Origin of the sequence: Parapedobacter pyrenivorans, assembly GCF_014636865.1 — a bacterium.
GTDB classification, from domain to species: Bacteria; Bacteroidota; Bacteroidia; order Sphingobacteriales; family Sphingobacteriaceae; genus Parapedobacter; species Parapedobacter pyrenivorans.
Genome location: NZ_BMER01000002.1, coordinates 138,535 through 157,303 on the forward strand (window position 1 = coordinate 138,535; position 18,769 = coordinate 157,303).

The following is an 18,769-nucleotide window of genomic DNA, read 5'->3' on the forward strand; positions in this document are numbered from 1 at the left end:
TGTCTTTAATACTTATACAAAAGTATAGTACTCTTTTCAAAAAGACAAATAAACTTTACATAAGTTAAAGAAAATTACTCTAACCTCAACTCTATTTGAGTAAGTTGCTGATTCCGCCAAACATCCAATACCAGACGGCCTTTCCATTTATGTGATGCCTCGGCTTTCCGAAGGGCGATTACATCATCCGTAGCGGTCTCATCGCAAGATAGGATCACATCACCCGCACGTATTCCCGCACGCGCCAACGGCGACCCATCGGGAATCTCCAATACCAATGCACCCCGGATTTCACTCAAACCCGCAGCGGATTGCTCACCCAGCGTCTCCATATTTTTCAACGTACCACCATGCCACTGCACCACATCCCCTATTGCAAAGTTACCACCTACCGTCAATGGGGTTATTTCCGGCATATCGGCCATCGCTTTCAACCGTTCGGTGACTACGCCAAAATCATCCATTGAAATATTCACAAAGCCATCCTTCAAAAAATCAGCCCCTTCCCGTAACGTGAAATCACCGGCAGAAGCAATCACAAACCGCGGATCACCCACCACGCCATTGCGTTCGATGCCATACTTACGGGTCACCTCCAAGTCTGCGCTGTCTACGAAAAAGTTGTGATCTACGGTATCCCCCCAATGCTTTATCTGGATCTGCTGGTGTGCCGTCATCACGATATTGCGGGTAAAGACATCGTGGCTGCTCTCAAACCACACGTGTGGATGGAAACCGTTGTTCACCAAGATGTTATTATATACTTTCCGATAAAAACCCTCCCGGAGTTTCAGTCCGCCGGCCAGGCATACATTGTTGTAGATCGCGTAGTTGCTCGAACCGTCATCCAGATCAATGTCCCATCCATGGTCACACCGGAAACGATTGTTGCGTATGATTGTTGTTTCCACCGCGTCCAATAAAATCCAGTTAGGATGCACCTTCGCCAAGCTGTCCATTACCGCCCTGTTTGGGTGCCAGAAGCGATCACGCCCCCACGAGTTGAACGCCCCATGGTCGCCCGTTTCCAGCACCGTCTGGAAGACGTCGTTATATTCAATCACATGGCCGCCCCAAGCGCCATCACCGATATTGATTCCCGATCGGGGCACATGATAAATCGTGTTATGACGTACACCGATTCCGGCAGCCAACTGGATCTGCACACCCGCCACCTGTTTTTCAATCATACCGATGTATCGGATAAGATTATTTTCAGCCACCCCGTCTGCCGGGTATGCATTGCTTTTCGGACCAGGGATGGTATCCAACTCCCCTGCCGGAACAAACTCCTCATAACGGAATGACGGCGAGCGGACGGCATCCGCGCTCCCCACAAACGCGATAGCGCTTCCTCCAATGTATTCGATGAGGTTACCCGAGATTTCGGATTGCCTGTTGTAATTGCTCACAAACACCGCGTTCCCTCCCAGCAGGCTGAATGTCGAATTGCGTACCCCGCATCGCTCGGTACCATCCAACAGCACCGCGCCGCTGCGGTAGATGCTCCAGTCGCTCCGCATGAGCTGTTCCCGTGTTTTCATAAACGTTGGTACCGTATGCTGGAAGGTGATCCCCTCGATGTAGATATCGGTTACCGGATGGTCTTCGCTCCCTTTTAGCTGGATGATGGATTCCAGCTGTGCCGCGATGAAATCCATGCGCTCGATCTCCTGGTCTTCTTCGGGAAAGTAATACAGCATTCGCTCCATCCGGTCGAAATACCACTCACCCGGTGCATCCAGCTCCTCAAAGATGTTTTCCACAAAGCGTTGTGTGCCGTGCATGGCACTGGGCCGGTTGTTCTGCCACCCGCCCTCATAGGTCAGCATTCCCCCGGCATCTTTGCCTGTGATGCGGTAATGCATACCGCCCCACCTACCGCTGTGCATGGCGTGGATGTATCCCCCTACCGGGTTGGTCCAGCGTACTATGCGCGCTGGCGCCAGCGCGTCTGCAGCAAAACCACCGAAGGGATATACCCCTTCCACGGCATTGGGATAGCGTGCGCGTGTCAGTGCCTTCCCCCCGGCATACAAGCCCTCGATGGAATCCACGCCCGCTAGGTGCGTTTTCCATATGCGGCCGTCGTGTTGCTGCCAGTCGACCTGCAGCGGCACGCCAGCGCTCAACACCACGTCTCCACCTGCCTCCGCCCGGATCGTATAAGGTGCATCGGTGGTTCCAGACTCCGCTGGCCCGAAAATCAGCGGTTCCGAAACGAAATACGTGCCCGGCAGCAATACCACATCAAACCGACCGGTACTCCCTGCTGCTTTTTTTTCCGTCACCATCCGCTTGGCCGCTGCCAGCGAGCCAAATGGACGGTCTTTCGTGCCAGCAGCCGAGTCGGCACCCATGGGTGCCACATAGTAAGTGGTCACGTCCGGGCCGCATGAAGCCAGGGCCCACACGCCACATCCCAACAGCACATGCCGGAGCCACGTAATCGCATCGGTGAAATTAATATGTCTATTCATCGAGTTCATTTGCTTATTGATACAATGGATTTTGCACGATATTAGTTGCGATGATTTAATAACGCAGCAACGTGTGGTCGCTAATTGGTCTGCAGCTAATGGCAAATAACTATTAAATAGTTTAACAAAGATTCAGGAAAGTTAGCTAACTATTCAAATGGATTAACAAGGATGTCAGCACGCCATCTTGACGCATCTTACTATAGCCAATAAAATGTTTTTGTGGCCATACGATTTATCAATTAAAATGTTGTACCTTAACAGGAATTAATTCGACGATCATGGCAAAAGACAAAGGTGCGAAAAAGGAGAACGACAAGAAAGCTCCAACGAAGAACTTGAAGGAAAAACGCGCGGAAAAAAAGGTAAAACAGGCCGAAAAGCGCAGGAAGGATTAATACGCCCCATAGACATCGCAATCGCGAGAATTATCACAAAGATGCCGGACAGTCATACAGCGCCTGCATCTGCGCGATGCTTTTTGCTACGCCTGCGGGCAAGGACGTGCTGGGCATTATCCCCGGCTCCATGACCGCGCCGGGCTTCCTCGTTCGCGGCAAGGGCGAGGCTGCATCCATCAACTCCGCCTCCCACGGCGCTGGGCGGCAGATGAGCCGTACCCAAGCCATCAAGACCATTAGCCGCGAAGCCATGAAGGCTACACTCCGGCAGCACGGCGTTACGCTGGTGGGTGCCGGGCTGGATGAAGCGCCATGGCCTATAAGGACATCCACACCGTGATGGCCGCACAGGCCGACTTAGTAGATGTACTGGCTACCTTCACGCCCCGCTTGGTGCGCATGGCCGACGATGGCAGCCGGGAGGATTGAAAATAATTGTCCCCAAAAGCAGGTGCCGGTTGTCTCTGGTATAAACAAAATTTAAAACAAAAAATTCAGTAGCAATGAAAGAGTTTTTGATGTTGATCCGCGAAGACGCCAATTACGGCGAATTATCGGCGGAAGAAATGCAAGCCTGTATCGAGAAGCACTACCGTTGGGTCGAAACGCTCCGGGAAAAAGGCCAATTCAAGGAAGCGCAACCGCTGGAAGCCGGCGGTGCCCATATCCGCGGCAAGCAGCGGATCGTATCCGACGGCCCGTTCCTAGAGGGCAAGGAATGCGTCAGCGGGTATTACATCCTGCTGGCTGAATCGCTGGAGGAAGCCATCGAGATCGCCAAGGGGAACCCCGATCTGGATTGGGACCGCGCGGTGGAAGTCCGCGAAATCATGCCGATGGAAGATTGACCCATGGACACCAGCGGACAACTTGCGGCGCACTTTTTCCGTGAACACTCGGGCAGGATGGTCGCATCCCTTACCCGGGTGTATGGCATGGCACACTTGGACACCATTCTCGATGCCGTACAGGACACGTTCGAGACGGCGCTGATACATTGGCGTTACCACGGCCCGCCCGACCATCCGCGCGCATGGCTTTCGCAAGTGGCTCGCAACAAGCTCATCAACGCCCTGAAGCACAACGCGCGGCACGGTCATGCAACCGAAGCCGAATTCCCGTTACACGCCCTATCAACCACCGACCCGGATCCCGTGTTGGCAGACGAGGCCCCGACAGACGGCCAGATCCAATTGCTCGTGGCCTGCTGCCATCCGGCGCTAAGCGAGCGCGATCGCATCCTCATCACCCTGCACATCCTTAGCGGCTTTGGGATACCCGAGCTGGCCAATGCCCTTCAACTAAACCGGGAGGCGGTAAAGAAGGCTTTGCAGCGGAGCAAGGCCATCCTCCGGCAGAAGTCGCTCAAACTGGGCCAGCATGCTATTGCAGCCGTCGCCCCGCAATTGCCCACCGTTTGTACCATCCTTTACCTCCTCTTCAACGAAGGGTACAAAGCCACCCGCAACAGCAGGGGCATCGACTTCGACCTCTGCTATGAAGCCCTGCGCCTTACGAAGCTGCTGCGCCCCGTGGCGACTCCCGAAGCCGAAGTAGATGCGTTGCTCGCCTTGATGTTCTTCGGTGTCGCCCGCTTCCCTGCCCGCTTGGCTGCCTATGGTGATTGGATTCCCTTGGAAGAACAAGACCGGTCGCTGTGGAATACGTCATTGATCACCGAAGGATTTCATTACCTCGACCAGGCACAGCGCAGTGGCTATGCAGGCCGGTATTACCTGGAAGCGCTGATTGCGTCCCACCATTGTGCCGCATCCCATTTCACAGCGACCGATTGGAAGACCATCCATGACTTATACCAACTGTTGGAAAACATCGAACCCGCCTCCACACTTATCCGGCTAAACCGGCTCATCGCCAAAAGCTATGCCTTGGGGCCACTGCCGGTCATCACCGAGCTGGCCACCTTCACCGTCAACGGAAGCCCCGGTGCCGCATTCCTTCTTGCCGCCACGAAAGGGCATGTTTACCAGCGTGCCGGATACACCGCGCAGGCCCATACTGCTTACGAGGAAGCCCTATCCCTTGCCCAGAATCCATTAGATAGCCAACTCATCCGGAAACGGATGGAAACGAGCCCGCGAACCTGATGCCTTTCAGCGCTTCAAAAAAGCCAATTACCTCCAACTGCTGCCGCAATTGTACCTTGTCTTGCGCGGTTAGCGGCACCAAAGGCAAGCGAGTCGGCCCAAGGTCGAAACCCAGCATCTCCATGATGGCCTTCTGGGCCGGAATCGGGGAAAACTTCACCATTTCGCGGATCATGTTCACCAACAGCAATTGCAATTGCCGCGCTTCATCCAACTGCCCGCTGCCGAAAAGCGCCATCACCCGCAGGTACATCGGCGCGGCGAAATTATACGTGCTACCCACTGCGCCCCGTGCACCCACGGCCAGCGCCGGAAGCAGCAATTCATCATAGCCATACAGCACATCAAACTTACCACCTTTGTAGTTCAGGCACGCTTGGTACTCATGTATCGTCGCCGCTGTGTATTTGATCCCCGCTAAACTCGGTATCTGTTGCTCCCCCAGCTGCAAGAATTCCAGCATATCCATGCCTACGCCGGTCAGGGCGGGAATGTGGTAGTAGTAAAACGGCGTGTTTGGCGCAGCAGCGGCGATCTGTGCCATACTCGCTACCAGGTTGGCCACGTTGGCCGGTTTGAAATAGAACGCCGCCACAGCGGATACGGCATCTGCGCCGATCTGCTCGGCATGCGCCGCCAATGCTCGGCATTCAGCAATGGACGTGTGCCCAACATGTACAAATACCAATAGTCTTCCTTTGGCCGATGCCATGTATGCCTCAGCAACCGCCATCCGTTCCGCAACCGTGAGGTTCGGGCCCTCGCCATTCGTACCACAGATGAAAATGCCTTTCAACCCATCTTCGACCAATCGGTCGACAATGGCAGGTATTTGTGCTAGATTCAAAGAACCGTCTTCATGGAAGGTAGAAAATGTAGCTGCGATTAATCCCTGTATTTTATTCATTTAGTTAAAATTTTGAATGCGTAATCCATTTAATCTGCTGTTCGTCGCAGTCGTGCGCGCTACCCCTAGTCGTTCAGTGCGTTGTACCACCACGACTTCCGGCTGCGCATGGCATTCCCCAGCTCACCTCCCACCAGCAACACACCGCCTTCCCAAGGGAGTGCTTGCGTGGCGACTACGCCCACCGGCATCCGGCCAATAGCCGTCCATACCTGTGTGCGCATGTCGTAACAGAGAATCGTATCGTTCAGGTGATAATTATCGCGCAGGGCCAGTCGGTTTGCTATATTTACACCGTCTGAGCCCCCGAAGACCAGCAGCTTAACACCCCCCGCGATTACCGTAGGTGCCACCAATGCCGCACGGGGCATCGCGCCCAGCGGCTCCCAATCACAGCCCGGCTCGTCCAATGCGCGGCGATAACCATCAGTCAGGTAATCCATCCCGTACTTGCCCGACGCCAATAGCAAATACGGTTTTCCGTTGTCTTCCAGGGCAGCGAAAACGGCACCGAAACGCGGTGTGGGCAATTCACCTAGTGATTGCCAGCCCACCAAAGGATGCTGCTGCATATCCAGTTCCCAGCCATTATCCATCCCATCGGGGCTATCGGCGTGCTTGCCGCCGGCCACCAGAATCCGGTTTTCAAAAATCGTAGCGCTCATATAGGCACAAGCCTGTGGCAATGCAGGCAAGTGGGTTAGTTCGACCTGTTGCTTATCCACGTTCCACTGCAGTTGGAATACCTTATCCGTCTCGCCTGTTTCCTTAGTGCCACCGATGCACACCACCCCCTGCGGAGTGGTTACCGAAGCGCCGTTTGATACACGGAAAGGCAACTCCCCACCATGTGCCCACTCCCCATGCCCTTTCGGCTCCTTACGGAGTATCCAAATGTCGTTGCGCAGTCCCTTGGTCCCACCGGCCCACTGTGGCTTATCGAAGTGGGAGCCCCCGGCCACAATGACCACTCCGTTGCTCACTCCCATAAACGCTCCGGCTACGCCTAGGCTATCCGGAAAATCAGGATATTGCATCACCTCGGTCTGCGGAGCAGCCGAACAGCTACCTGCCAGAAGCATCGCCAACATCATCATCATCCCGGTAAGTTTTGCGCTTCGGTTTTCCGCTTCCGGCTGAATACCAGCTTTCGTTGGCTATCATCCGGTCTTCGTCCGGAGATGCGGCTCACCAGCTCGCCCACAATCAAGGTCATGACGCCGCCAATGGCACTATACCACATGAACGATATTTCGGTGGCCAGGGCAGTGACCAGCACCGCCACGAAACCAGCAAGGAACCCAAAGGCAGCGCCGAAGCTTTCCGCCCGTTTGCTCAGCATTCCCAATAAAAATACGCCCACAAGCGCCCCACCGAAGAAGTTGATGATGGATGTAGAAGCCTCCAGCAGGTTACCCAGCAACCCGCCCATCGACGCCAATGCCGTGGCGGCAAGCCCAAACACCAGCGTCACCACGCGCGCCACCTTTACGGAACCGTCTGCTTTTTTGAAGCGCCGGTAAAAATCCGCCATAAAAACCGTGGTCATCGAATTGAGCACCGAGCTGATCGTAGACATCGATGCCGCGAAAAGCGCCGAGACGATGAGCCCCTTGAGGCCAATGGGTAATTCGTGGATCACAAAATGGATGAATACTTCATTCGTTGGAATATCCACATTATTCTCCTGATCGTAGAACGCAAAGAGCACTGCCCCTTCAAAGAAGATAAGAAATCCGATCACCGATGCCACCAGCAAGGCCGTGATGACCGCGTAATTGGCTTTCCGCAAGGAATTGACGGATAAGAAACGCTGCATTTCAGATTGATCGGTACCAAACTGGGAAATAATCAGGAAGGTACCCCCGATGATGCCGCCCCATATCGTATAGGTGTCTGTCGGATCCGTGGAAAAGTTGAAATAGTCAAACTTGCCATGCTGCTGGGCCACGTCAAACACCTGTACGAAGCCGCCATCCACCTTTGACGCAGCAAAAAAAATGACGACAAAGATACCGCCCAACATGATCAGCAGCTGCGGTACGTCCGTCCAAATCACCGCTTTCAATCCACCCATCAAGGTATACAGGGTAGTCACCACGCCCGTTACCAACACAATAAGCAACGGGTCCACGCCGGTGAGCACGCTCAGCACAAGCGCTGGAGCGTAGATGCCCACGGCCAGAAAGGCACACTTGAACGCGATGAACAGGCCACTAGCCAGCAGGCGCAGCAAGGCATTAAACCGTTTCTCGAGGTATTCATAAATCGAATACAAGCGCAGCCTGAAGAAAAACGGCATCACCACAATGCAGATGATGGCCACGGCGATGGGAACCGCCAGCCGGTATTGCAGAAAGGAGAAGTTGGTAGAGAACCCCAACCCCACCGCTCCGATATACGAAATCGCACTGGTCACTGTGGCGATACCCGCCATGGCCGCCGCCCACCATGGGATTTCACCACCACCCATCAAGAAGTCCTTGAGCGATTTCTGGGACCCGCTGAACCTGCTGGCCACTAAAACCACCGCCGCAAAGTAGGTCACCACCAATATGATATCAACGAGGTGCATATTATTCTTTGATTACCAAATGAATGGTCAATTTATATGCACAAGCAGCTCCCGCAAAAATCCCCTGCAAACGCAGCCATCCTCCGAAGTGGCTCACCCGGCGAAAAGCCCGGGTGGTGCCACTGATGGGATCGAAGGCCGTGCCTTCGTCCAGCCAGTTTACCCCATCTACGCTGATTTGTACCTTCAGCAGCAGGCTCCCTACCCCTTCGAGCTGTTCCGCATCGACGAAGAAAATCGCTTCGGAAGCCCAAGCCACCTCAAGCGGATGGGTTTCGAAATCGGCATCAAATACGTGGCGCTGTTCGAGCGTACTGGTTTGAAATTGTCTCATAGTCATTTTCGTTAATCCGCTGAAATCACTACGGAATCCACAAATAAAAATACCCGTCGGTCGCTATCATTCTCAATCCATATCACGGGATTGAGCAACCCCTCGATGCGCGCGTAGGGCGGCACATCGGTGGGTTGGAACTGGCTGAGATCAAACACCCGATCGCGCGACTGCAGTTCCACATAGCGCCGCTCAGCCAGGTCGTACGTGAGCCGCAGATACAGCCAATTGATTTTATCGTCACTTTCGTTGTAACAAAGTTCCTGCCTACTGTCCGGCACGAATTGGTAGCCATCAGCCCGGCCATCCGGATGGCGGCGCCCATACCACATGGGGTCCACACCGCGCTTACACCAGTCGCCATCGGTATCATAGGCCCAATCCTTGTCCGATACGTCGTTCGCCTGCATCACTTGCCATTCCTTCTTCAACTCGCCGTTAACCGAATTGACGTAACGCACCCCCACGAAATTACGGGCTTTTGCATCTTGCATGTCAAAACTTACACCGAAGGCCCGGATATCATTTTCGCTCAGGCCAGACCGGTCTTGTTCCGTTGTATACGCATACCACATTTCGAATTGGATACGGCTCGGTTTGCGGTGCATGGTCATCCGCTTGATGGCGTGGCTGATGCTTCCCGGCGCCGGCGGCCCCTGGTATGGATTTGCAACAGGCCGAGTGGCCAACTTCAGCGAATATATCCCATCCATGGATCCATGCGTACCCGGAAAGCGGAACGTCGCCGAACTCAGCATGATCGGCCCCCATTGCGTTTTTTCCACGATACTATCACGCACACCGAAATTATCGAGCGTGTAGTTGGGCATCAGGTTTGTCCATCCGCATAAGCCATTGTCGAAGTCATCGAAGCACAGTATACGCTTCAGGGGTTGGAACTTGTCCAATCGGTAATCCATCATTCTATTCTATTAAAATCTAATTCTCATTTGCTTTCCATCCCGGGTTCTGCTCCAGATTGGGGTTAATAATCAATTCATCGGCCGGTATCGGGAAGAGGTAATGCTTTTCCGCCACCTGGTAATCCGGATGTGCGGCTTTGATGGTCTCCACCAGCCGTTTGGTACGCACGAGGTCAAACCACCGATGGCCCTCAAAACCCAGCTCGATCGCCCGTTCCTCGAGCACCGCGTCACGGAATCCCTCCTTCGTCAAACCCGACAGGATTTCGGGATAGCCATTCTGGTTATTCCCATCGCGGTTCCGCGCCCGTTCGCGGATGGCATTGATCATGTTGTAAGCCGCTTCCGTTGGGCCGCCGATTTCATTGAGGGCCTCAGCGCGCATCAGGTACACATCGGCCAGGCGCAACACCACATAGTTGGCATTAAATGCATACGCATTCCGGGTAGTGGCCGTACGGTCTACATACTTCCATGCCGGTGCCGGAAAAGGGAACGTAAACTGCTGCCAGCCGACCTCCTCCCCCTGGCGGTTGGTACCCGCGGTGATAAACGTGGACTCCTTTCGGTAGTCGCGGTCGTCGTACCGGTTAAAAAAGGCGATTTCACTGACGATCTGGCTTTCACCGGTCTGGCCCGCTTCAGGCACCAGGCCGACGATGTCACGCGGTAGCGTAAACTGGCCAAACACGCTTTGTTTGCCCACCGGCGTCAGGATACGGTCTGCCTGCCATTCAAAAAGCGATTCGGCATTGAATTTATTAGCAGCACCAATGGCATCCTGGTAATTCGGCATGAGCCGGTGTTCCGGCATGGCGATGACCTCGGCCGCTAAGTCTGCACAACGTTGGTAGTCGTTGCTTTCAGCGGCATCGCTGCTGGCGCGGGTGAGGAAAACCTTCGCCAACAGCCCTTTGGCTGCCCCTTGAGTTGCCCGCCCTTGCTGGTTCGTGGGTGGCAGCACCCCGCTGGCAAAAGTGAGGTCATCAACAACCTGGGCATATACCTCAGCCGCAGTCGCCCGCGTGATATCGGCTACATCATCTACAGCAGTCACCTCGGCGGTAATCAGCGGAATCCCCCCATATAACCTTACGCCATAGAAATAACACAACCCCCGGATAAAGCGCGCTTCGGCGATGTAACGCTGTTTGAGGTCTTCGTCCATGTTGATGGTGGCCACGCGGCCAACAACGATATTGGCGCGGTTAATCGCGTCGTACATATGCGTCCATACGTTGCGGATATCTTCATGGTCCGCATTGAACGAAAAATTATCCAGCTGGCGCTGCGCAGCGAGCGTAGGCGTGTAAGCTTCATCGGATGGAAACCATGTGAGGTAATGCACCCGCCTTGCAAGAAATGTATTGGCGCCATCACCCAAACCCACGTAGGCCCCCACCAAGGCCGAGAACGCATCGTCTGCATTCTGGTAGTAATTCTCAGGCGCTAGAAAGCTATGCGGTGTCTCTTCGAGGAATTTCTCGCAAGACGCCAGTACAAGGACCAAAACCAACGAAGCAAGTCCTTTTAATATATTATTGCGTGTCTTTTTCATAACCATGCGATTAAAAGCCAATATTCAGTCCCAATAACACCGTGCTTGCGGTTGGATAACCGTTGCCACCATCGGGGTCATATCCAAAGAAACCGTCGCGGGTAAACGTCACCAGATTCTGACCGGATAGGTAGACCTGCAAGCTGCTTACACCGGCGATGCGCCCCGGCACCTGATAGGCCAATTGCACGTTGCGAAGCTTCACGTAAGACATATCCTGCAACAGGTAGGTTGAGCCGAGCCAATTAGCTACACCTGCACGCGGCAGGGTACCATCAGGGTTACTCGGCGACCACCGGTTAATCAATTCGTGGGCCTTGTTGCTGGCCACTTCGGAGGGGTCGAACAAGCGCGAAATGCGGTTGCCTTCGCGCCCCAACTCCCCTTGCAGAAAAATGCCCAGTGACCAGCCTTTGTAACCCAATTGGTTATTAAGTCCGAAGATGTGCTTCGGTTGCGGACTGCCCACAATCTCCCGATCATCTGCATTGAAAACGCCGTCGCCATTTACGTCCCGGTACCTCATATCGCCGGGTTTCACGCCGGTCTGATGGCTTTGGGCGGCAATCTCCGCATCGTTGCGGAATATACCATCATATACATAGTTGAGGCTCACACCGGGCGCATGCCCCACGAAGAGCGACGTTGATGCCGAGCGGCCAAGTGATACCATTTTGGCCCGGTTATAGGCATAGTTTCCCTGCACCGACCACGTAAAGTCATTTTCGAAAAGGTCTGCATTCAACTCTACTTCGACACCCCGGTTCTCGAGTTGGCCAGTATTATAAAGCGCTGTGCTGTAGCCCGAATAGGCCGGCAGGTTGATGGTAAACAAGAGGTCGTTCGTGTTTTTCTTATAATAGTCAAATACGAAACGTAACCGGTTATTCCAGAACCCCATATCAACACCCACGTCCCATTGATCTGACTTTTCCCAGGTAAGGGCTTGATTCGCCAGGCTCGACTGGCGGGCGCCGTTTACGAGCTGATTATCGAAAATATACAGCAAATTGGTCACCAGGCGCGCCAGTGATTGGTAATTCCCTATTTCCTGGTTTCCGGTTACGCCATAGCTACCCCGGATTTTCAAGTCGTCCCAAATTCCCGTATTCTTGATAAACTCCTCTTCAGAGAGGCGATAGCCCAAGGCCATGGACGGGAAATAACCCCATTGGTTGCCTTTCGCAAATTTAGAAGAACCATCGGCGCGTATGGTGGCAGTTGCCAGCAAGCGGTCGTTAAACTGGTAATTCACCCGTGCCAAGAACGACGCAATCGACCAATCCGTCAAATCTGATGCAATAGCCGGCGTACCCGTGGTACCGCCGATCGCATTGTTGCCAAGCAGGTCATTCGGAAAGCCGGTGGGCTGTGTAGAGGAGCTGCGGCTGGTTTCCGTTTGCCAGGTGAATCCGCCCGTCGCCTCCAATCGATGCCGGTCTGCCAGTTCGGTCCGGTAGGTCACCACGTTTTCATTGAGTACATTGGTAATGCGGCGGCTGGCCAAAATCCCCAAGCCATCAAACAGCCCCCCTATATAGGTGGTCGCCGCCGGATAGAACTCCTCATTGGCCCGGTTCATCAGGTTTACACCCACGGTCGATTTCGCCGTCAGCCCCTCCGCAATCGTGTATTCCAAGCCGAGGTTACCCAGCAAATTATCACCTTCCAGCCGGTTGCGGGTAGTAAGCAACGAGTTCACCGGGCTTTCCGGTTTGCTGATGCCATACCAGTTTACGGTGTAGTCGCCGTTCTCATCAAAAAGCGGCGCGGTAGGCGACGCCGTATAAGCCCGCTCACCCGCCGATCGCACGTTATCTGCCCCTGCATTCGCAATGGGCACCGACCGGTTGATGGTCCGGTTGAAGGTAAGCGACTGGATAAACTTCAAGCGTTTATTGATCTGCTGATCCACATTGAGCCGTAGCGCGTAGCGCTCCATTCCGGAGTTGATTACGATACCATCCTGGTTGAAATAGTTGCCCGAAATAAAGTACCGCGTATTTTCCGTGCCGCCAGAGACCGAAACCTGATGATCCGTCATCCCCGCCTGGCGGAAAATCAGATCTTGCCAATCCGTACCCTGTCCGATGGACTGCGGATTGTCAAACGGTTTCGGCAAGTCGCTCGCTTCCGCCCAGTCATTAAGGAAATCTGCATGTTCCTGCCCATTCATCAAATCCAACCTGCTGTGTGGCTGCTGCCAACCGTAATATCCGTTGTAATTCACTTGAGCGTTTCCGGTTTTGCCACGCTTGGTCGTAATGATGAGCACACCATTAGATCCACGCGACCCGTAAATCGCGGTAGCTGAAGCATCTTTAAGCACTTCAACCGATTGGATATCATTTGGGTTGATGGATGCCAGCGCATTGGTCGCACTGAATGTGCCGTACGATGTGCCCCCGGGGTCTTTGCTGCTGTTGTACATCGGAATACCGTCGATGACCAACAACGGCTCATTACCCGCATTCACGGAGCTGGCCCCCCGTACGCGTATGCTTGTGCGCCCACCGGGAGCGCCACTCGACTGGCTGATCTGCACACCTGCGGCCTTTCCTTGCAACAGCATGTCCATGCTAGCCACCGGTTGCTTTTCCAGTTGCGACGCCGATACCGAAGTAACCGCGCCGGTGAGATCTTTCCGTTGCTGCGTACCGTAGCCCACTACCACCACCTCGTCAAGGACGCTCTGCGGCTCGAGGGCGATGGGCACCTCGGCACGGCCAGCAACCGGTACCTCTTCCGGGTCGTAGCCGACGAAAGAGGCTAGCAGGATTGCATTTTCCGCTATCTGGCTCAATTGAAACGCACCGTTTGCATCGGTTTGCGTGCTGCCGGCCGATCCCTTTACTGCCACAGTGGCGCCGGCGAGCGGCTCGCCGGTAACCGCATCGGTTACCCGGCCGGTTACAACCGTGGAGGGTTGTTGGGCCTGCGCATAAGGAGCTAAACATAGTCCTGCCAGGCACCAGAGGTACATCATTGTTTTCATCATAATCACTATTAATTGGTTGTACAGCTATTATTGGGCATCAAGCTCAGCGAGCGTAAAGCGTGTGCTCACTACCGAGTTTTGCTCGGGCCCATCTTTATATTTGATATAGGTGGTAGCTACAAAGGTGTCATCCCCAAGCACTTCCAAACCCGGGTAGCCGCAATCCCACCCCTTGTAGCTGTGCAATAACTTTACGCGATATTGGCCCTCGTTTCCAGCCAGGATATCGTCATACGTACCTACCCAGCCAACGAAATGTGTTTTAGTTGGGCTGTCGTGGCCCGTATCGCGGAATACCACAACGAGGCGCCCATCCGCTGCATACTTCGCTTTGTGCCGATCGCCATGCAACGGGGCCGGCAACGGTTTAGGCTCCGACCACGTAGCGCCCTCGTCGTCGCTGGTCATGTACAATGCCACACGCTTTACATTCTCCCGGATCAGGCAGAGCAGTTGTTTGCCATCCGGCGACCGTACCAATTCAGGCTCACACGGCTTCAAGCCCGGCAAATCGAGAATCACTTCCCAAGGTGTCCAGGTAGCGCCGCCGTCGTCTGAATAACTGCGTGAGAGCACGTTGGAGCGTTCCTCCTCCTGCTCGCCTGGTCGGCGGATATTGGATAAGCCGATCAGGCGCTTTCCACCCTCAATCGGCATAATGGTACAAAAGGGCATCACGCTAGCGCCTGTGGCATTAGGTACCATCGGCGACCATGTTTCGCCATCATCGTCCGAATACGATTGGTACATGCTCCCATTCGGTCCCTCTCCGGCAAAAACGAATAAGCGCTCATTACCTGTGGGGTCGGGTAGCCGGTATATGGTGGGGCAGTTATAAACGGTTGCCCAATTTTCGGGCACCTCCAGCAGTTCACTCCAGGTAAGCCCACCATCATCACTGCGTTTCATTGGGCCGCATACCCCACCGTGATTGTAAGTCCACACACAATACATTGTTTTTCCATCGGGCAATAAAACGGTTGTCGGATGCCCCTGATAAACTTCAGGCGTACCCTGCGCTACAATAACCTGCCGCGCCGTATCTGCCGATAGGTCAATGGTAACCAACGAGTCCGTCGCACTCGTTTGTACCGTTGTATGGCAAGCGCTCGCCATAACCATCATTAAAGGCAACATTCCTAATAGCATAACATTAAACAGTAATCGATCTCTCATGATTTAATAAATTGGTTATACACTTGTTATTATCCTCATGTCCTACATATAGATGACGGACTAGATAAAGACCTACTTAGTTATCATATAAAACATATATGTCTGATATATTAGGTCGCAACAAATATAGAAACAGCGATACGAATTTTCCAAAATTTTTTATGTTTTTATTTTACTTATCAACTAAGTAACTGGAAATGAAGCTCAAAATGCTGGCGCATTGCTTCCCTGAACGCGGCGGCATCGCCATTCTTCAGGATATTGACGAGATCGCGATGCGTCACTTTTGGTGGTTTACCGGGTTTATGTATCTCCGCGCGGTAGTCCAATCCATATTGGAAGATCGGTTGCAGCATGCGTTGGAACCGGATGATCACCGGGTTTCCGGTAATTTCATACAGCGTGGAATGGAACTTGATATCCAGTTCCACCAACTCGGCTTTACTGCCCGCATGCGCCTCTTCCTCCAAAATGTCTTCCAGTTTATGGAAATGTCTTTCGGTTATCCGGCTATAGAGGAACTCGCCCAGCCCCATCTCCAGCATCAGCCTTACTTCGAACAAGCGTTTCAGCGTTTGCTTGCTTAACAGCTTCGGTTCTAATATGCGTGACATGCCACTCAGTACATCCGGCTCGGTCAGGATCGTACCCCGCCGCTTGCGCACATCAATCATTCCCAGCATCCGCAGCCTACTTAATGCCTCTCTGAGTACACTTCGGCTTACCCCCAATGCCTCTGCCAACTCGGCTTCTTTGGGTAACGTATCACCAATCTTGAACCCTCGATTTACGAAATAATCCCGTAGCTGCTCTTCAGCTTGGTCTGTCATGGTAATGCTGCTGATGGGGTTTAAACCGGTGTCGATCATATAAACAACGTCATCTTAATATATCCGACAAATATAACATAAAAAATACTGCAACTGCAATATCGTATTCAGACTTCATTCTTCCTTGATCAATTTAATGGCCTTTTCAAGCACCTCGTCGCGTCCTTCTTTAATCCCCCGTATGGTAGGTTTCACCTCGATATCCGGCACAATACCCACCCGCTGCGTTTCCCCGCCGTCCGGATAGTAGATACCGATGCCGCTGATTACCGTCCGGATACCGCCCGGCAGCATAATCGGCGATATATTGCCGTCGGCACCTGCCGTTGCCGAGCCCATCACGGTGGCATTGGGGTGTACCCGATAGGCCATGGCGTGGTATTCCGCCGAGCTCAACGACATTTCGTTGACTAAGATGACCACCTTGCCGTCGTATCGTTTGCCGTTTACGGCGCCTACACTCGTCGGCGGATCCACTACAAAAAAGCCCGGCTGCTGTATGCTTCCCCTACTAATCGCCACAAACGGTATCGGATAGGGCATCAGGTACCCACTCAATTGGTGGATGGGGAAATGCCGGGGATAATTACGTGCATCGATGATCAGTCCTTTCCGATTTTTCATCCGGTCCCAGTACAGTGGAAGGTCCTTTGCGTTAAACGAACCGTTGTTGATGTAGGCGATATCGTCGCCGATGATCTTGAAATCCATATCCTCCACATAGAATGGGTTGTTGAATTTCAGCTCACCGGGTTCATAGGTATTCAACACCTTGGAGAACCGCCGGCCATCCCTTACCCCATCAATGCGGAGGGCCGAGTCGTTGCTGCGCAGTAGCATCGGGCCAATATCGCGCAGCTTCCGCGCGTAGTTGGAAGCCGGCGCATACTTCATCAGCTCTTTGGTACGATCGGCGATGCGTTTGCCATCAACAGCCGTGATCACATCGCCCACCTCCAGCCCCATGGCCTTGCCCCATACATCATGCCGATATCCAGTTACCACGGCCTGTTCTTCTACGAAGTGTACATCTACGGGCACATGCCGCTCGCCGAAGAACTTATCCAGTACCGGGTTGCCCCGTATCGTCGCGTGCGTATCGTGTACCCGGCCGATCAGTTCGAGCAATGCCAACATATAACCCTCCATATCGCTGACGTCCGCAAATTTGGGCACAAACTCACCCAGCACATCCTTCCAATCTTCTTCGATGAGATTTTTATAGGGGAAAAAATATTGGATCATGTTCCAATACCGGTATAAGGCCAGCAGCCTCAGACCGTCGTCGGCCGGTTCCATCCGCTCATAGGCCGTCTCATTCTTGAATTCCGGATTCCGAACATTCGGCATCAAACCGATGTAATAATGGCTATCGGTACGTTTGGCCTGCCGGATATCCGTTAGCAGGGTAGTCAGCGCCTCCGAAAAACCGGAAGTTGTAATCCAATCCAGGTCCGGTTGCAGCTTCGCATTCACGGACGGCTTGTCACCGCCCTTTTCTACCGGGCCCAGTTTTTGTATCCATTCCACCAGTGCTTCGTCCCTTTCCGCGTCGTTGCGGGCAGCCAGCACGGCTGGCATCACGCGGAACAGCTCGTAGTCCCAGTTTACATCTCCCTTAGCTATCGTGGGGTGGTGGTATTTCACAAAACCCCATACCAAGCCCAGCACCTTCAGGTCTTCCACCTGCTTCATGTTCAAATCGGGCAGGGTGATCGCAGACCCCGTGTCAAATGCCGTATCTCGCTTTGCTGCTGGTTTTTCCAGCGGTACTACCGTTGCGATATCCTTGCCATCGATGGTCACCTTCAGCCCATCCACCCATAGTTTACCCTTGCCAGCCAGCAACGCACCCAACATGATCCGCTCCGTTCGCTCGGGAGCCATCGTTAGCGTAAACTCATAGCGTTTCCAATCGGTGGTACCCGAAATCCCTTCCTGCTGCATATTATTGAACGCAATTTGCGGATCGATCCGCATCCACAAACCCGCATACCCTTCCACGTTTTCTGTCTTGATGTATCCGGAAAGCGTGATTTTCTTACCAGGATAATTCTCCGGAAGGACGAAAGTCCATGTGCCGAAGCTCGGTTGCTCCCCGATGAATTCGAGCACCGCCGAATAGTTTCCGCTCTTGGCTATGGTCGAGTCAAGCGATCGCCGGTAGTCTTTGTTGCTGCTGCCCACCCACCCTATCGCGCTATCGGCAGCTACTTGTTCAAAATCGAAATTATAGTCAGGTTTTTGGGCCATGGATTGGCAGGCCGCAGCTACTGTAGCAGCGAGCAGTAGCAAAAAGAAAGTGACTCTTCTCATGGTTTCGTCGGTGGGCTTTTACTGATGGTACTGATTAGCTTTGTTTTGCAAGATAAAAAACATCGGCTTAACATGCAACTAAACTTAAACCACCCCTATACGCGCTGCGATTTTAATTTCCGTTGAAACTTTTTGGTATAAGCTGCATCTAACACACCGAAGT

Annotated in this window: 15 protein-coding genes; 4 read left to right on the forward strand and 11 right to left on the reverse strand. The window is 53.4% G+C overall.

Annotated features, from left to right (window positions below; genetic code table 11):
* Positions 1 to 74: 74 nt before the first annotated feature.
* A complete protein-coding gene (locus IEV98_RS12455; protein ID WP_229738725.1) occupies positions 75 to 2,480 on the reverse strand; it encodes a PDZ domain-containing protein in 2,406 nt (801 codons plus the stop codon).
* Positions 2,481 to 3,008: 528 nt separating this feature from the next.
* On the opposite strand from IEV98_RS12455, the gene IEV98_RS24480 reads away from it, so the two are divergent.
* From IEV98_RS24480 to IEV98_RS12470, 4 genes are all read left to right on the forward strand, one after another.
* Positions 3,009 to 3,221 carry an RtcB family protein gene (locus IEV98_RS24480; RefSeq protein WP_229738777.1) on the forward strand — a complete coding sequence of 71 codons (213 nt, stop codon included), beginning with the start codon at positions 3,009 to 3,011 and terminating at the stop codon, positions 3,219 to 3,221.
* Entirely contained in the window at positions 3,194 to 3,310 is a 117-nt protein-coding gene (locus IEV98_RS24485; protein WP_229738726.1) for an RtcB family protein, read from the forward strand. Before IEV98_RS24480 ends, IEV98_RS24485 begins: the two co-directional genes overlap by 28 nt.
* Positions 3,311 to 3,384: 74 nt before the next feature.
* Positions 3,385 to 3,729 carry a YciI family protein gene (locus IEV98_RS12465; RefSeq protein ID WP_188506337.1) on the forward strand — a complete coding sequence of 115 codons (345 nt, stop codon included), beginning with the start codon at positions 3,385 to 3,387 and terminating at the stop codon, positions 3,727 to 3,729.
* 3 nt (positions 3,730 to 3,732) lie between these two features.
* Positions 3,733 to 4,989 (forward strand): RNA polymerase sigma factor, encoded by a 1,257-nt coding sequence (locus IEV98_RS12470; RefSeq protein ID WP_188506338.1) that lies wholly within the window; start codon positions 3,733 to 3,735, stop codon positions 4,987 to 4,989.
* Here the strand turns inward: IEV98_RS12470 and IEV98_RS12475 are convergent.
* From IEV98_RS12475 to IEV98_RS12520, 10 genes are all read right to left on the reverse strand, one after another.
* Positions 4,952 to 5,896, reverse strand: a complete 945-nt coding sequence (locus IEV98_RS12475) for a dihydrodipicolinate synthase family protein (RefSeq protein ID WP_188506339.1) — start codon at positions 5,894 to 5,896, stop codon at positions 4,952 to 4,954. The genes IEV98_RS12470 and IEV98_RS12475 overlap by 38 nt on opposite strands.
* Positions 5,897 to 5,961: 65 nt before the next feature.
* The gene (locus IEV98_RS12480; protein WP_188506340.1) at positions 5,962 to 6,996 is read right to left on the reverse strand and encodes a Kelch repeat-containing protein; all 1,035 of its coding nucleotides are present in this window, start codon (positions 6,994 to 6,996) and stop codon (positions 5,962 to 5,964) included.
* A complete protein-coding gene (locus IEV98_RS12485) occupies positions 6,993 to 8,471 on the reverse strand; it encodes a sodium:solute symporter family transporter (protein ID WP_188506341.1) in 1,479 nt (492 codons plus the stop codon). Before IEV98_RS12485 ends, IEV98_RS12480 begins: the two co-directional genes overlap by 4 nt.
* Position 8,472: 1 nt before the next feature.
* On the reverse strand, positions 8,473 to 8,805 hold the full coding sequence (locus IEV98_RS12490) for a hypothetical protein (protein ID WP_188506342.1): 333 nt from the start codon (positions 8,803 to 8,805) through the stop codon (positions 8,473 to 8,475).
* 11 nt (positions 8,806 to 8,816) lie between these two features.
* Complete coding sequence (locus IEV98_RS12495; RefSeq protein ID WP_188506343.1) at positions 8,817 to 9,728, reverse strand: DUF6772 family protein; 912 nt, start codon at positions 9,726 to 9,728, stop codon at positions 8,817 to 8,819.
* Positions 9,729 to 9,744: 16 nt separating this feature from the next.
* Entirely contained in the window at positions 9,745 to 11,286 is a 1,542-nt protein-coding gene (locus IEV98_RS12500) for a RagB/SusD family nutrient uptake outer membrane protein (protein ID WP_188506344.1), read from the reverse strand.
* 10 nt (positions 11,287 to 11,296) lie between these two features.
* Positions 11,297 to 14,284 carry a SusC/RagA family TonB-linked outer membrane protein gene (locus tag IEV98_RS12505; protein ID WP_188506345.1) on the reverse strand — a complete coding sequence of 996 codons (2,988 nt, stop codon included), beginning with the start codon at positions 14,282 to 14,284 and terminating at the stop codon, positions 11,297 to 11,299.
* Between the two features lie 27 nt (positions 14,285 to 14,311).
* Positions 14,312 to 15,460 carry a sialidase family protein gene (locus tag IEV98_RS12510; RefSeq protein WP_229738727.1) on the reverse strand — a complete coding sequence of 383 codons (1,149 nt, stop codon included), beginning with the start codon at positions 15,458 to 15,460 and terminating at the stop codon, positions 14,312 to 14,314.
* A gap of 179 nt (positions 15,461 to 15,639) precedes the next feature.
* Complete coding sequence (locus IEV98_RS12515) at positions 15,640 to 16,290, reverse strand: FadR/GntR family transcriptional regulator (RefSeq protein ID WP_188506346.1); 651 nt, start codon at positions 16,288 to 16,290, stop codon at positions 15,640 to 15,642.
* 114 nt (positions 16,291 to 16,404) lie between these two features.
* The gene (locus tag IEV98_RS12520; RefSeq protein ID WP_188506347.1) at positions 16,405 to 18,606 is read right to left on the reverse strand and encodes a S41 family peptidase; all 2,202 of its coding nucleotides are present in this window, start codon (positions 18,604 to 18,606) and stop codon (positions 16,405 to 16,407) included.
* Positions 18,607 to 18,769: the final 163 nt, after the last annotated feature.